At 75.0% G+C, this 13,470-nt stretch carries 15 protein-coding genes; 8 read left to right on the top strand and 7 right to left on the bottom strand.

Going from position 1 to position 13,470, the window contains the following annotated elements:
• Positions 1-118 precede the first annotated feature (118 nt).
• From ACZ60W_RS20325 to ACZ60W_RS20315, 3 genes are all read left to right on the top strand, one after another.
• Complete coding sequence (locus ACZ60W_RS20325; protein ID WP_469756716.1) at positions 119-1,057, top strand: PAC2 family protein; 939 nt, start codon at positions 119-121, stop codon at positions 1,055-1,057.
• A gap of 31 nt (positions 1,058-1,088) precedes the next feature.
• Positions 1,089-1,703, top strand: coding sequence for a dephospho-CoA kinase (gene coaE / locus ACZ60W_RS20320; RefSeq protein ID WP_469756715.1), 615 nt, complete (start codon positions 1,089-1,091; stop codon positions 1,701-1,703).
• Positions 1,704-1,772: 69 nt separating this feature from the next.
• A complete protein-coding gene (locus ACZ60W_RS20315; RefSeq protein WP_190157040.1) occupies positions 1,773-2,141 on the top strand; it encodes a tetratricopeptide repeat protein in 369 nt (122 codons plus the stop codon).
• A gap of 43 nt (positions 2,142-2,184) precedes the next feature.
• Here ACZ60W_RS20315 and ACZ60W_RS20310 read toward each other — a convergent pair whose 3' ends face one another.
• Together ACZ60W_RS20310 and ACZ60W_RS20305 are read right to left on the bottom strand one after the other, a co-directional pair.
• A complete protein-coding gene (locus tag ACZ60W_RS20310) occupies positions 2,185-2,454 on the bottom strand; it encodes a DUF6343 family protein (RefSeq protein WP_469756714.1) in 270 nt (89 codons plus the stop codon).
• Between the two features lie 129 nt (positions 2,455-2,583).
• Positions 2,584-2,919 carry a hypothetical protein gene (locus ACZ60W_RS20305; RefSeq protein WP_469756713.1) on the bottom strand — a complete coding sequence of 112 codons (336 nt, stop codon included), beginning with the start codon at positions 2,917-2,919 and terminating at the stop codon, positions 2,584-2,586.
• A 355-nt stretch (positions 2,920-3,274) separates the two neighbouring features.
• On the opposite strand from ACZ60W_RS20305, the gene ACZ60W_RS20300 reads away from it, so the two are divergent.
• The 3 genes from ACZ60W_RS20300 to ACZ60W_RS20290 all read left to right on the top strand — a co-directional run bounded on the left by ACZ60W_RS20300 (position 3,275) and on the right by ACZ60W_RS20290 (position 8,282).
• Positions 3,275-6,112, top strand: a complete 2,838-nt coding sequence (locus ACZ60W_RS20300) for a DEAD/DEAH box helicase (protein ID WP_469756712.1) — start codon at positions 3,275-3,277, stop codon at positions 6,110-6,112.
• Positions 6,109-7,380 carry an SWIM zinc finger family protein gene (locus tag ACZ60W_RS20295; protein WP_469756711.1) on the top strand — a complete coding sequence of 424 codons (1,272 nt, stop codon included), beginning with the start codon at positions 6,109-6,111 and terminating at the stop codon, positions 7,378-7,380. The genes ACZ60W_RS20300 and ACZ60W_RS20295 overlap by 4 nt, the downstream gene beginning before the upstream one ends.
• A gap of 128 nt (positions 7,381-7,508) precedes the next feature.
• On the top strand, positions 7,509-8,282 hold the full coding sequence (locus ACZ60W_RS20290) for a chaplin (RefSeq protein ID WP_469756710.1): 774 nt from the start codon (positions 7,509-7,511) through the stop codon (positions 8,280-8,282).
• A 47-nt stretch (positions 8,283-8,329) separates the two neighbouring features.
• Here the strand turns inward: ACZ60W_RS20290 and ACZ60W_RS20285 are convergent, their stop codons facing one another.
• The 3 genes from ACZ60W_RS20285 to ACZ60W_RS20275 form a co-directional block, all read right to left on the bottom strand.
• A complete protein-coding gene (locus ACZ60W_RS20285; protein ID WP_469756709.1) occupies positions 8,330-9,019 on the bottom strand; it encodes a DUF2293 domain-containing protein in 690 nt (229 codons plus the stop codon).
• A gap of 25 nt (positions 9,020-9,044) precedes the next feature.
• On the bottom strand, positions 9,045-9,503 hold the full coding sequence (locus ACZ60W_RS20280; protein WP_469756708.1) for a hypothetical protein: 459 nt from the start codon (positions 9,501-9,503) through the stop codon (positions 9,045-9,047).
• Positions 9,504-9,619: 116 nt separating this feature from the next.
• Complete coding sequence (locus ACZ60W_RS20275) at positions 9,620-10,831, bottom strand: pyridoxal phosphate-dependent aminotransferase (protein WP_469756707.1); 1,212 nt, start codon at positions 10,829-10,831, stop codon at positions 9,620-9,622.
• Between the two features lie 91 nt (positions 10,832-10,922).
• On the opposite strand from ACZ60W_RS20275, the gene ACZ60W_RS20270 reads away from it, so the two are divergent.
• Complete coding sequence (locus ACZ60W_RS20270; protein WP_469756706.1) at positions 10,923-11,561, top strand: winged helix-turn-helix transcriptional regulator; 639 nt, start codon at positions 10,923-10,925, stop codon at positions 11,559-11,561.
• A gap of 29 nt (positions 11,562-11,590) precedes the next feature.
• Here ACZ60W_RS20270 and ACZ60W_RS20265 read toward each other — a convergent pair whose 3' ends face one another.
• A complete protein-coding gene (locus tag ACZ60W_RS20265; RefSeq protein ID WP_469756705.1) occupies positions 11,591-11,959 on the bottom strand; it encodes a MerR family transcriptional regulator in 369 nt (122 codons plus the stop codon).
• Positions 11,960-11,985: 26 nt separating this feature from the next.
• The gene (locus tag ACZ60W_RS20260) at positions 11,986-12,738 is read right to left on the bottom strand and encodes an SDR family NAD(P)-dependent oxidoreductase (RefSeq protein WP_469756704.1); all 753 of its coding nucleotides are present in this window, start codon (positions 12,736-12,738) and stop codon (positions 11,986-11,988) included.
• A 74-nt stretch (positions 12,739-12,812) separates the two neighbouring features.
• Here ACZ60W_RS20260 and ACZ60W_RS20255 point away from each other — a divergent pair, with 74 nt between their 5' ends.
• The gene (locus ACZ60W_RS20255) at positions 12,813-13,463 is read left to right on the top strand and encodes a nucleoside/nucleotide kinase family protein (RefSeq protein ID WP_469756748.1); all 651 of its coding nucleotides are present in this window, start codon (positions 12,813-12,815) and stop codon (positions 13,461-13,463) included.
• The last annotated feature ends 7 nt before the right edge of the window (positions 13,464-13,470 follow it).

Raw genomic sequence — 13,470 nt, 5'->3', positions numbered from 1 at the left:
CTGGACCAGTGGCCCCCGGGGGCGTCGCTCGGGAGACTCCGCGGGAAGATCGCCCGGCGCGGGAATGGCCGTGCCGGGCGAGACGTTCCCAGAGAGAACGCGAGGAGGAGCGGTAATCGTGCTTGATCCCCAGGATTTGTACGAATGGGACGCGAAGGGCCTGGCCGTCGTCGACGTGGCCCTGGCGCAGGAGTCGGCCGGGCTGGTCATGCTGTACCACTTCGACGGCTACATCGACGCGGGCGAGACCGGTGAGCAGATCGTCGACGGCCTGCTCGACACCCTTCCGCACCAGCTGGTGGCCCGCTTCGACCACGACCGGCTCGTGGACTACCGCGCGCGCCGGCCGCTGCTCACGTTCCGGCGCGACCGCTGGACCGCCTACGAGACGCCGTCCATCGAGGTCCGCCTCGTCCAGGACGCCACCGGCGCCCCCTTCCTCGTCCTCTCGGGCCCCGAGCCCGACGTGGAGTGGGAGCGGTTCGCCGCCGCCGTCGGCCAGGTCGTGGAGCGCCTCGGCGTCCGCCTCGCCGTCAACTTCCACGGCATCCCCATGGGCGTGCCGCACACCCGCCCGGTCGGCCTCACCCCGCACGGCAGCCGCACCGACCTCATGCCCGGACACCGCAGCCCCTTCGACGAGGCCCAGGTCCCCGGCAGCGCCGAGTCCCTCGTCGAGTACCGCCTCACCGAGGCCGGCCACGACACCCTCGGTGTCGCCGCGCACGTCCCGCACTACGTGGCCCGCTCCCCGTACCCGGACGCGGCCCTGACCGTCCTGGAGGCCGTCACCGCCGCCACCGGCCTCGTCCTGCCCGGCGTCGCGCACGCGCTGCGGACCGAGGCCCGCCGCACCCAGACCGAGATCGACCGGCAGATCGGGGAGGGCGACGAGGAGCTCGTCGCGCTCGTGCAGGGGCTTGAGCACCAGTACGACGCGGTGGCCGGCGCCGAGACCCGGGGCAGCCTGGTCGCCGAGCCGGTCGACCTGCCGTCCGCCGACGAGCTGGGCCGCGAGTTCGAACGCTTCCTCGCCGAGCGGGAGGGCGACGCATAGCCCCGCGGAGGCAGGCCCTAAGCTGCCGCTCATGCTGAAGGTGGGCCTGACCGGCGGGATCGGCGCCGGCAAGAGCGAAGTGTCGCGGCTGCTCGTCTCGTACGGAGCCGTGCTGATCGACGCGGACCGGATCGCCCGCGAGGTCGTCGAACCCGGCACCCCGGGCCTCGCTGCCGTCGTGGAGACCTTCGGGGACGGCGTCCTGACCGCGGAGGGCACGCTCGACCGGCCCAAGCTCGGGTCCATCGTGTTCGCCGACCCCGACCGGCTCGCCGCCCTCAACGCGATCGTCCACCCTCTCGTCGGGGCCCGGTCGGCCGAGCTGGAGAGCCGGGCCGCAACCGGCGACGTCGTCGTCCACGACGTCCCCCTGCTCACCGAGAACGGCCTCGCCCCCCTCTACGACCTGGTCGTGGTCGTCGACGCGGCGCCCGGCACCCAGCTGGACCGGCTGGTACGGCTCCGGGGCATGGCCGAGCCCGAGGCCAGGGCCCGGATGGCCGCCCAGGCCACCCGGGAGAACCGCCTGGCCGTCGCCGACCTCGTGATCGACAACGACGGGCCGCTCGACGCCCTGGAACCGCAGGTCCGCAGGGTCTGGGACGAGCTGGAGCGCCGCGCGGCGGCCCCCGCCCAGGACGGTTAGGCGCGGCCCGGGCGGAATGCGGTCACCGTGTCCGGTGTTCAACCACCGGACGAGGGGAAGGATGCCATCGTGGCCGACAGGAACCCGGAAACGCACGTCATCGACTTCCGCGCCGCCGAGCACCTCCTGGCCGCGCGGGATCCGCGCGGTGCCGTCAAGCTGCTGGACTCGGTGATCGCCGCCCATCCCGAGAACACGGCGGCGCGCCTGCTGCGCGCCCGGGCGTTCTTCGCGGCCGCCCAGCTCCGGCCGGCCCAGCTGGAGTTCGAGCTGGTCCTGGAGCGCGAGCCGGACAACGCGTTCGCCCACTTCGCCCTGGCCCGCACCTTCGAGCGCTCCGGACAGACCGCCCAGGCCACCCGGCACTTCCGCCTCGCCGCCGCCCTCGACCCCAAGCCCGAGTACCTCCAGGCCGCGGGGTTCGACACCAGGAACTGACCCGTTCGCGCCGAGAGGCGACGGGCCGCGAGCACAGCACGGCTCAGCGCTTCGGTGTGCCGTGATCGGGTTCGTACGGCGGGATGTTCCGGCCCGGCTGCCAGTGCGCGCCCTGGTGGAGATGGCGCGCCACCATCGTCAGGTCGACCGCGACCACCACGAACAGCACGCCACAGGCCGCGGCCCAGCCGGGGCGGTCCAGCAGGGCGAACACGGTCGTGCCGAAGGCGGCCCACAGCAGCCCCCACACGCTCAGCCAGAACCGCAGCCGCAAGGCGCTGCGCGCGGTCGCCGGCTCGTTGCCACTCCGCATGACACGTCACCCGTCCGGATTCCCGAGGGATACCCCCAGCATGTACCCGGATCAGGGGAAAGGGAACGGGGCGCCCGCCCTTACGGCGACGACCCGTTCCCCGGGAACGACCCGTTCCCCGGAGACGGCCTAGTGGACGACGGTGTAGCTGCGCCACGGCAGGGTGCCCGGCGCGATCTCGTCGCCCAGGGTGGTGGGCAGGTACGTGGGCATGGGGCCCTGGCAGTCGCGGGTGCGGTAGAGCACGATGTCGTTCAGGGTGTTGTTCTCGATCCTGCGCACCCCCGCAGGCGCCAGCCGGTGGCAGCCGTTGACCGACGGGCTGGTGATCTTCACCAGCACGTCCCGTTCCGTCTCGTACTCGAGGGTGCCCACGGCCGAGCGGCCGAGGCCCGAGCAGCCGGCGACGGCGAGAGTGAGCAGCACGGCCCCGGTGGCGGTCGTGAGACGCCGGCGAACGGACATGGCGGTTCCTCTTCTGTCGTGACGGGTCTGTCGTGACGGGTCTGTCGTGAGGGCTCCGGACGGCGGGTCCGGGCGTCGGGTCCGTCGTGGCGGGTCTGCGGGCCGGTTCGGACCGGCTTCTGTCGGGTCGGCTCGGGCGGGGACGGGTCGACCGGGGCGGGCGGAGGAGCCGCGGATCCGCGTGGACGCGGACACCTCGGGCCGACCCCGGTCAAGGCCACCCTGCCGCCCGCGGAACCCCCTGTCATCCGCTGCTGGGCCGCCCGGGGGAACGGCCTGGCGGCCGTTGTCAGACCCCACCCGTAAGGTCGGGAGTCCAGTCGGATCCGCGTCGCGGGGGGAGGAGGGCAGAGCCGTGACACACACCTGGGCGACCAGCGCCGCCGTCTTCCTGCCGGCCGCCCTACCCCGGGAGGGGCGGGTCGCCTTCTGGGCGCCGGACGGCGGGCCGCTGCCGGAGCCCCAGGGGAGCGGCGCGGAGCGGGTCGAGCTGACCGTCGCCCGGCGGCACGGCAGCGGGGCCCGGGGGCGTGCCGTGCCCGCGGTCACCCTCCCGGTGGAGACCGCTCTGCCCCACCTCGTCGCGGCCCGCCACCACCCCGCGGCGCACCCCGCCACCGCCGGCTGGGGCGCCGCCGCCCTGCACGCCCTGCACCTGACCGCCCGCGGACGGCTGCTGCCCGGCCTCACCGCGGACGACCTGGACGCCTGGCGGGCCGGGCCCCTGGACGCGGACGACATCGCCCATCTGCGGGCCGTCGCCGCCGCCCTGCCCTACGAGGCGTACGCGGTGCCCGTGCCCGGGCGCGGCGCGCTGCGGCTGCCCGAGCCCGAGGCCCTCGTTCGGGCCTTCCTCGACGCGGTCGCGGACACCCTGCCCCGCAGCCCCGCCGCCGCCCACGCGGTCGGGGCGCCGTTCGCGGCCCGCGCGCCCCAGCACCTGCCCCGCGCGCGTGCCTGGGCTGCCGAGGCCGCGGCCGGGATGGACGCGGGCGTGCGGGTCTCGCTCCGCCTGGACCTCTCGGGGTACGAGCTCTTCGACATCGACCGGGACGGGGACGGCGACGAGCGCCACGCCGCCGCCGCGGTCCTCCAGATCCACAGCCTCGCCGACCCGACCCTCGTCATCGACGCCACGGACCTGTGGGCGGGCGAGGGCGACGTGTTCGGCCCCCGGGCCCGCGTCGACGCCGTCCTGGCGCTGCGCCGCGCGGCCCGCGTCTGGCCGCCGCTCACCCGGCTCCTGGAGCGGGACGTGCCCGACGTCCTCGCCGTCACGGAGAACGAGCTGTACGAACTCCTCGGACCCGCCGCCGCCCGGCTCGCCGACGCGGGGGTCGCCGTCCACTGGCCGCGCGAACTCGCCCGTTCCCTCAGCGCCTCCGCCGTCGTCAGGCCCGCGCTCGCGGCGCCCGGCTCCGCGACGGACGGCACCTCCTTCTTCGACAGCGAGGAGCTGCTGCGGTTCAACTGGCAGCTCGCCCTCGACGGCGACCCGCTGACCGAGCGCGAGATGGACCTCCTGGCCGAGTCCCACCGGCCCATCGTGCGCCTGCGCGACCAGTGGGTCGTCATCGACCCCGCCCTCGTCCGCAAGGCGCGCAAGCGGGAACTGGGCCTCCTCTCACCGGTCGACGCCCTCTCCGCCGCCCTCACCGGCACCGCCGAGGTGGACGGCGAGACGGTGCCCGCCGTCCCCGTCGGGGCGCTCGCCGCCTTGCGCGACCGGCTCCTGTCCGGACCCGAGGACGTGCAGGCCCCGTCCGGCCTCACTGCCACCCTGCGCGACTACCAGCTGCGCGGCCTCGCCTGGCTGGACCTGATGACCTCCCTCGGACTCGGCGGCTGCCTCGCCGACGACATGGGCCTCGGCAAGACCGTCACGCTCATCGCCCTCCACCTGCGCCGCGCCCGCCGCGCCCCCACCCTCGTCGTCTGCCCGGCGTCCCTCCTGGGCAACTGGCAGCGGGAGGTGAGGAAGTTCGCCCCCGACGTGCCCGTCCGCAGGTTCCACGGGACGGAGCGCGACCTGACCGGCACCGAGGGCGGCTTCGTCCTCACCACCTACGGCACGCTGCGCACCAGCGCGGCCGAACTGTCGGGGCGGGAGTGGGGGATGGTCGTCGCCGACGAGGCGCAGCACGTCAAGAACCCGTTCTCCGCGACGGCCAGGGCGCTGCGCGAGATCCCCGCCCCCGCGCGGGTCGCCCTGACCGGCACCCCCGTGGAGAACAACCTCTCCGAGCTGTGGGCGCTCCTCGACTGGACCACCCCCGGACTGCTCGGTCCCCTCAAGGCGTTCCGCGCCCGCCACGCCAGGGCCGTCGAGAACCACGAGGAGATCGAGCACCAGGAGGCCGTGGAGCGGCTCGCCCGGCTCGTGCGGCCCTTCCTGCTGCGCCGGCGCAAGTCGGACCCCGGCATCGTGCCCGAGCTGCCGCCCAAGACGGAGTCCGACCACCCGGTCGCCCTCACCCGGGAACAGGCCTCGCTGTACGAGGCGGTGGTCCGCGAGACCATGGCGCAGATCGAGGAGGCCGAGGGCATGGCCCGCCGGGGCCTGGTCATGAAGCTGCTGACCTCCCTCAAGCAGATCTGCAACCACCCCGCCCAGTACCTCAAGGAGCAGGCTCCGCGCGGCACCGGCACCGCCCGCCTCGCCGGCCGCTCGGGGAAGCTCGCCCTCCTCGACGAACTCCTCGACACGATCCTCGCCGAGGACGGCTCCGTGCTCGTCTTCACCCAGTACGTGTCGATGGCGCGGCTTCTTGCCGACCACCTGGCCGCGCGCGGCATCCCGGCCCAACTCCTCCACGGCGGAACGCCGGTGGCCGAGCGGGAGCGGATGGTCGACCGCTTCCAGGCCGGCGAGGTCCCCGTCTTCCTGCTCTCCCTCAAGGCGGCGGGCACCGGCCTCAACCTCACCCGGGCCGGCCACGTCGTGCACTACGACCGCTGGTGGAACCCCGCCGTCGAGGAGCAGGCGACCGACCGGGCCTACCGCATCGGGCAGACCCAGCCGGTGCAGGTGCACCGGCTCGTCGCCGAGGGCACGGTCGAGGACGGCATCGCCGAGATGCTGCGCGCCAAGCAGGCCCTCGCGGACGCCGTCCTCGGCTCCGGCGAGGCGGCCCTGACCGAACTCACGGACCGCGAACTGGCCGACCTGGTGTCCCTGAGGAGGCCCGCGTGAACCACGCCAGGGGCGCGCGCGGAGCCGCCCCCCGTCACGACGACCGCCGTCGCAGCTTCCCGCCGGTCGCGCCTCGGGAGGCGCCCGACGGCCGGTTCGCCGCGACCTGGTGGGGAAACGCCTGGGTGGACGCCCTGGAGGACACCGCGCTCGACCCGGCCCGGCTCGCCCGCGGCAAGGCGTACGCCGGGCGCGGGCACGTCGACGCGATCACGGTCAGCCCCGGCCGGGTCGTCGCCTACGTCCACGGCACCCGGCCCCGCCCGTACCGCACCGAGATCCGGATGCGGACGCTCGGGGACGACGGCTGGGAGCGGTTCCTCGACAGGGCCGCCGCCCGCCCCGACCACATCGCGGCCCTCCTCGACAAGGACGTGCCGCACGCCCTGGAGGCGGTCACCGGACTGCTGCCGGCGCCGGGCGACCTCGTCCCCGACTGTTCCTGCCCCGACGACGGCTACCCCTGCAAGCACGCCGCCGCCCTCTGCTACCAGGCCGCCCGGCTCCTCGACGAGGACCCCTTCGTCCTCTTCCTGATGCGCGGCCGCGGCGAGCAGGAGCTCCTCGCCGAGCTCACCCGGCGCAACGCGGCGCTGTCGGCCGCCGAGACCTCCGCCGCCGCGCCGCCGATGCCGACGGTCCTCGCCCGCACCGCGTTCCCCCCGGCCGACAGGGCATGGCTGCCGCCGCTGCCGCCCGAGCTGCCCGTCCCGGACCGGCCGGGGCGGCCCGCCGTCTTCCCGCCGGACCCCCACGCACCCGATCCGCTCGCCCTCGAACTCCTCGCCACCGAGGCCGCCGCCCGCGCCCACGGCTTCCTCGCCACCGGCCACGACCCGGTGGCCGCGCTCACCCCCTGGCAGGACGCGGTCCGGCTGGCCGCCGCGCACCCCGGTTCCGGGCTGACCGCCTCGACCCGGGCGCTCTACCGCGACCTGGCGGACGCGCTGGACCGTACCCCCACCGACCTGGCGCGAGCCGTCGCCGCCTGGCGGCAGGGCGGAGCCGCGGGCCTCGTGGTCCTCGAAGAGCCCTGGGACCCGCCGGCCGGTCCGTTCGACCGCGCCCGACCGGCGCTGCTCGCCGCCGACTTCCCCGCCTTCCGTCCCTGGCGCAACCGGCTCTCCACCGAGTCCCTGCAGCTCCGGCTCGGCCGGGACGGCCTCTGGTACGGCTACGAGTCGGACGCCGGCCGCGAGGACTGGTGGCCCCGCGGAGCCCCTGACCCCGACCCGGTGGGAGCTCTCACCGACCTGCTGGGGCGATGATCCGACACTCGAACGATGTCCCACTCGATGGAGTGAAACCCGTCAACGGGCGGATCCGGCACACCCGTTTGTCGCGTTGATTCCGGTACGGGCACACGCCCGTGTACACCTCCGGAAGGCAGGAAGCCATGAGGCAGATTCGCCGAAGTGGTCTGGCCACACTGTTGGTCACGGGTGGGGCGCTCGCGCTCTCGGCGGGCGCCGCGCACGCCGACTCCGGCGCACAGGGCGCTGCGGTCGGCTCGCCGGGAGTCGGCTCCGGCAACGCGGTTCAGCTGCCGGTGCACGTGCCGGTCAACGCCTGCGGGAACACGGTCAACGTCGTCGGGCTGCTCAACCCGGCCTTCGGCAACAGCTGTGCCAACCGCTCCGCCCAGCCCGGTGGTCACGGCGCGGAGCAGGGTGGCGGCCGTGTCCACAAGGACGAGCCCGGCACCCCGCGCGGCGGTGAGCAGGCCGGCGGCTCGCACGGCGGCGGGGCCGGCTCCTCCAACGGCGGCGGGTCGCATGCCGAGACCGAGGCGGCCGGGTCCCCGGGCGTGCTCTCCGGGAACGGCCTCCAGCTGCCCGTCGACCTCCCCGTGAACCTCAGCGGCAACTCGGTCAACGTCGTCGGCGTGGGCAACCCGGTCTTCGGCAACACCTCGGTCAACGGCCCCGGCAAGCCGGAGCAGCCGGTCGAGGTCCCGACGCCGCGCCCGCAGACCCCCGTCAAGAACGTGCCGGTGCCGCAGGCCGAGACCGAGGCCCCGGCCCCCGCGCCGCAGGGCGAGACGAGCACGGCCGCGCTGGCCTCCACCGGCTCGGACGCCATCGGGTACGCCGCGCCCGCGAGTGCCGCGCTGCTCCTCGGTGGCGCCCTGCTGTACCGCCGGGCGCGTCGCGCCGGGGACGGGGCCTGAGGGTCCGTTCCCGGCGGGCCGGCCGCCGCGCGCTGACGCCCGAGCCGTCAGCCGTGCCGCCGGCCGTACGCTTCCCCTCCGCCGTGCCGCCAGGCCCGGAGCACCGCCTCGATGGCCGGTGCGACCCTCGTCCGGGCCTGGTGCCGGGGGACCCCCTGCATCAGGAGGGTGTCGTACGGGGTGTCGACGTGCCGGACGGAGGCGCGCACCGCGGCGGTGACGGCCCCGCGGTCGAGGGCGCGGCCGGCCGCCGTGCGCCCCACCCGTCCGCTGCCCTTCGCCGACGCGTGGACGGCGATCTCGTCCACCCGTTCGTCCGGGCAGGACGGGAAGAGCCGCTGGATCTCCGCCCGGAGGAGCGCGGTGACGCCGGCGTCGAGCGCCGCGCGCCGCACCGCGTCCCGGGCCCGCCGTCTGGCCCGCGCCTCGGCGTCCGCCAGGCAGGCGCGTTCCGCCCGGGCGAGGGCCGCCTCCTCGACGAGCAGGCCCTGGCGTTCGTACCGCGTGCGGCGCCGGTTGTGGCGGACGACCACGGCCCACAGGTCGCTGTGCTCGCGGGCGCGCCGGGTGAGCGCGGTGTCGCCGCGACGGAGGAAGACCAGGTGTCCGAGGTCGGCGCAGTCCAGGCAGACCGGGGCGTTGAACTCGACGATCATCCGCTCCAGGGGGCCCTGGTGGCATTCCGAGCAGCGGCGCCGCTTCAGCGGTTCGACGACGACGGGTGCGACGAGGTCCACGTCCGCACCTCCCTTCGGCCGGGTGTCAGCGGACGCCGGGCGCCGCGGCGGAGATGAACGTGGCGAGCGCTTCCTTCGCCTGCTCCGAGCGGCGGGCGCGGTCCGCCTCGTCGACCGCCTCGTGCATGCAGTGGGAGTCCACGAAGGCCGCCTCGGCCAGTCGGCGGACCTCCGGGTCGTCGCAGACGAGCTGGACGCGGAAGAGGGCCTGCCGGGCGGCGGTGCGCTGCCGGTAGGAGGCGTGCCGGGACTCCTCCGCCTCCTCCGAGCCGGGCCGTTGGACGGCCCGGAACCAGCGGTCGTTCTGGCTGTGCCGGTAGTCGACGACCGCGCCGGCGAAGGCGCTGTAGGTCGAGATCCGCTCCTGGCGGAGCTGTTCGGTGCGGGCGAGCGCGGCCGTGCGCTCGGTGGCCCGCCCCTGGAACCAGTGGGTGAAGAAGGCACCCAGCAGGGTTCCCGCCACGGCTATCAGCGCCGCATCCATGACCGGCCGTCCCTCCCGTTCCTCCCGGCCGCAGTGTCCGCCGGGTCCGAAGATCCCTCGATGCTCAGATCATGGCAGCCGGGAGGGCGGCGCGTCACCGTCGCGGGGGTGGTGCGTCACTGGCGGTAGCTGCTGAGGAAGCGGCCGATGCGGCTGATGGCGGCGTCCAGGTCGTCGGCGTACGGCAGGGTGAGGATGCGGAAGTGGTCCGGGCGGGGCCAGTTGAAGCCGGTGCCCTGGACGACCTGGATCTTCTCCCGCAGGAGCAGGTCGAGGACGAACTTCTCGTCGTCGTGGATCTTGTGCACGGCGGGGTCGAGGCGCGGGAAGGCGTACAGGGCGCCCTTGGGCTTCACGCAGGAGACGCCGGGGATCTCGTTGAGCTTCTCCCAGGCCCGGTCGCGCTGTTCGCGCAGCCGGCCGCCCGGGGCGGTCAGCTCGTCGATCGACTGCCGGCCGCCGAGTGCGGCCTGGATGGCGTACTGGGCGGGGGCGTTGGGGCAGAGCCGCATGGAGGCCAGCATGGTGAGGCCCTCCAGATAGCTCCGGGCGTGCTGCTTGGGGCCGCTGACGACGAGCCAGCCGGAGCGGAACCCCGCCACCCGGTAGGTCTTGGAGAGTCCGCCGAAGGTCAGGACGACCAGGTCGGGGGCGAGGGAGGCGGCCGGGTAGTGGACGGCCTCGTCGTACACGATCCGGTCGTAGATCTCGTCGGCGAACACCATGAGCCCGTGGCGCCGGGCGAGGTCGAGGATGCCCTCGACGATCTCCTTCGGATAGACCGCGCCGGTGGGGTTGTTGGGGTTGATGATGACGACGGCGCGGGTCCGGTCGGTGATCTTCGACGCCATGTCGTCGAGGTCCGGGTACCACTCGGCCGACTCGTCGCAGAGGTAGTGCACCGCCGTGCCGCCGGCGAGCGTGGTGGCCGCGGTCCAGAGGGGGAAGTCGGGGGCGGGGACGAGGATCTCGTCGCCGTCGTCCAGGAGGGCCTGAACGGCCATGGAGACGAGTTCCGACACCCCGTTGCCGAGGAACACGTCGTCGACGTCGACCTCGGGCACGCCCATGGCCTGGTAGCGCTGGGCGACGGCGCGGCGGGCGGAGAGGATGCCCCGCGAGTCGGTGTAGCCGTGGGCGCGGGGGAGCATCCGGATCATGTCCTGGACGATCTCCTCGGGCGCCTCGAAGCCGAAGAGCGCCGGGTTGCCGGTGTTGAGGCGCAGGACGCTGTGGCCCGCCTCCTCCAGCGCGTTGGCGTGCTCGATCACCGGGCCGCGGATCTCGTAGCAGACCTCGTTCAGCTTGCTCGACTGCCGGAACTCCATGTCCGACCTCCCCAGGTCCCCGGAATCAGTGATGCTTGGTTTTACCAAGTTCGAGCTTGGAAAGTCCAACAACATGTCTAGACTGCGTCGCATGCCACGTCAGCCACGCCGCCGCAGCTACGACCAGCACTGCGCCGCCGCGCGCGCCCTCGACCTCGTCGGCGACCGCTGGACCCTGCTCGTCGTCCGCGAACTCCTCGCCGGGCCGCGCCGCTACACCGACCTCCACGCCGATCTGCCCGGCGTCAGCACCGACATGCTCGCCGGCCGGCTCAAGGACATGGAGGGCGCCGACCTCGTCACCCGGCGCCGGCTCCCGCCGCCCGCCTCGTCGTCCGTCTACGAACTCACCCCCCGCGGCCGCGACCTGCTGCCCGTCCTGCGCGCCCTCGCCGCCTGGGGAACCCCCGAGCTGGGCGAACCGCGTCCCACCGACGCCGTCCGCGCCCACTGGTACGCCGTCCCGCTCCTCGGCGCGCTCGCCGGGCTGGGCGAAGGGGTCGTCCAGGTGACCCTGGACGAAGGCGAGTTCCACGTCCGGATCGGGGCCGACGGCGGCGCCGCGTACGGCGACGGCGTCTACGGCGAGGGGGGCGGCGAGCTGCCCGACGTCCGGCTGCGCACCGACGCCGCGACCTGCCGGGCCCTCGCCGGCGGTGAACTCACCCTGGCCGAGGCGGTGGAGACGGGACGCGCCGCCCTCGACCGGACCGCGCGGGCCGTCGGCTGACCGCGAGGGCGGTCCGTGGCGGGTCCGCCTCAGGCGCGGGGGGAAGCCGGGGCGGGCGCCGAGGCCAGGGCCTCCGCGAGGCGGTCGCGGGCCGCGGTCTGGGCCGCGATCCGCGCGTCGAGGACGGCGAGCCGGTCACGGGCGATCTCCAGCCCGCGGGCGGACGGCGGGGCGGCGGAGACGTCCCCGTCGAGACACGAGCGGAACGCCGACACGTCGTCCAGGGTGAGCCCGGCGTCGAGCAGGTACCGGATGTTCGCGACCCGCGCCGCGGCACCCTCCCCGTACACCCGGTAGCCGTTGGCCGCGCGCTCCGAAGCGATCAGCCCCGCCGCCTCGTAGTGCCGCAGCGCGCGGGCCGACACCCCGGTCCGCCGGGCCAGTTCACCGATGCGCAAGGACGCCACCTCCTCGCGCAGTCGTATCACGCGACCAGCGCGCCCCCGTCGACGGGCAGCACGGTGCCCGTCAGGAAGGACGCGTCGGGGGCGGCGAGCGCGGTGATCGCCCAGGCGACCTCCCCGGGCCTGCCGACCCGGCCCAGCGGCGTGTGCGCGACCTGCCAGGCCCGCAGCGCCCGCCGCCGCTCGGGGGAGAGCCCGGCGTGGTCCGCGATCGGGGTCTCGATCGCGCCGGGGGCGACCGCCACCACCCGCACGCCGTCCGGGGCGAGCTCCACCGCCCAGCAGCGGGTCAGCGTCTCCAGGGCGCTCTTGGTCGCCGGGTAGAGGGAGTTGGCGGGCCAGCCGCGCTGCCCGACGGTCGTCGAGACGTTCACGACCACGCCCCGGGAGGCCCTCAGCGCGGGGACGGCGGCCTGGGTGAGCAGGACGGGGGCGACGAGGTTGGTCTCCAGGAGCGGGGTCACGACGGAGCGGTCGAGGGTGCCGAGCGGGCCGCCGGCGGAGATCCCGGCGTTGTTGACCAGGACGTCCAGGCGCCCGTGGGAGGCGAGCGCCGCCCGCACGATCCGCTCGGGGGTCCCGTCCGCGGTGATGTCGGCGACGAACGGGTGGATCCCGGCGTGTCCCCCGGCGGCCTCGCGCAGTGGTTCCTCGCGGCGGCCGACGGCGACGACGGTCGCGCCCTGTCCGGCGAAGGCGCGCGCGGTGGCCCGGCCGATGCCGGTGCCCGCGCCGGTGACGACGACGACCCTGGTGGGTGTGGTGGTGTCCATGGGTGGGATGGTCGAACAGTGACGCCAGTGACAAGGTCAAGCGGAGACATGGAGCGGCGGGCAGGATGAGCGGGATGCGATACGAGGCGATCACCTGGGACCGGCTGGCCGAGGCCCTCGCGGACCACGTCGACGGGGCCGCCCCCGCCGACGGCGGCCCGTGGCTCAAGGTCGGCGTCGACGGGCCGCCCGCCGCGCCCGGGGACGAGCTCGCGGGGCTGCTCGCCGAGGCGCTGCGGGCGCGCGGGCGCTCCGTCCACGTCGCCGGGACCGGCGGGTTCCTGCGGCCGGCGTCCCTCCGGTACGAGTACGGCAAGCAGGACCCCGACGCGTACTACGGCGGCTGGACCGACACCGGGGCCCTGTGGCGCGAGGTGTTCGGCCCGCTCGAACCCGGCGGCACCGGACGCGTCCTGCCCGACCTGTGGGACCCCGTCAAGGACCGGGCGACGCGCAGCCCGTACGTCACGCTGCCGCCCGGCGGGGTGCTCGTCGTGCACGGGCCGTTCCTCCTCGGCCACTGGTTCCCGTTCGACCTCACCGTCCACCTGCGGCTGTCGCCCGCCGCGCTGGCCCGGCGCACCGAGGAGTCCTGGACCCTCCCCGCCTTCGCCCGCTACGAGGCGGAGGTCGACCCGGCCGGCACCGCCGACGCCGTCGTCCGCGCCGACGACCCGCGCCATCCGGCCTGGACGGGCCTCGACCGGGACGGCGCCGCGGACTGAGGCGCCG

The organism is Streptomyces sp. NPDC104202, from assembly GCF_055584185.1.
This window is presented reverse-complemented; position numbering and strand designations above follow the sequence as displayed.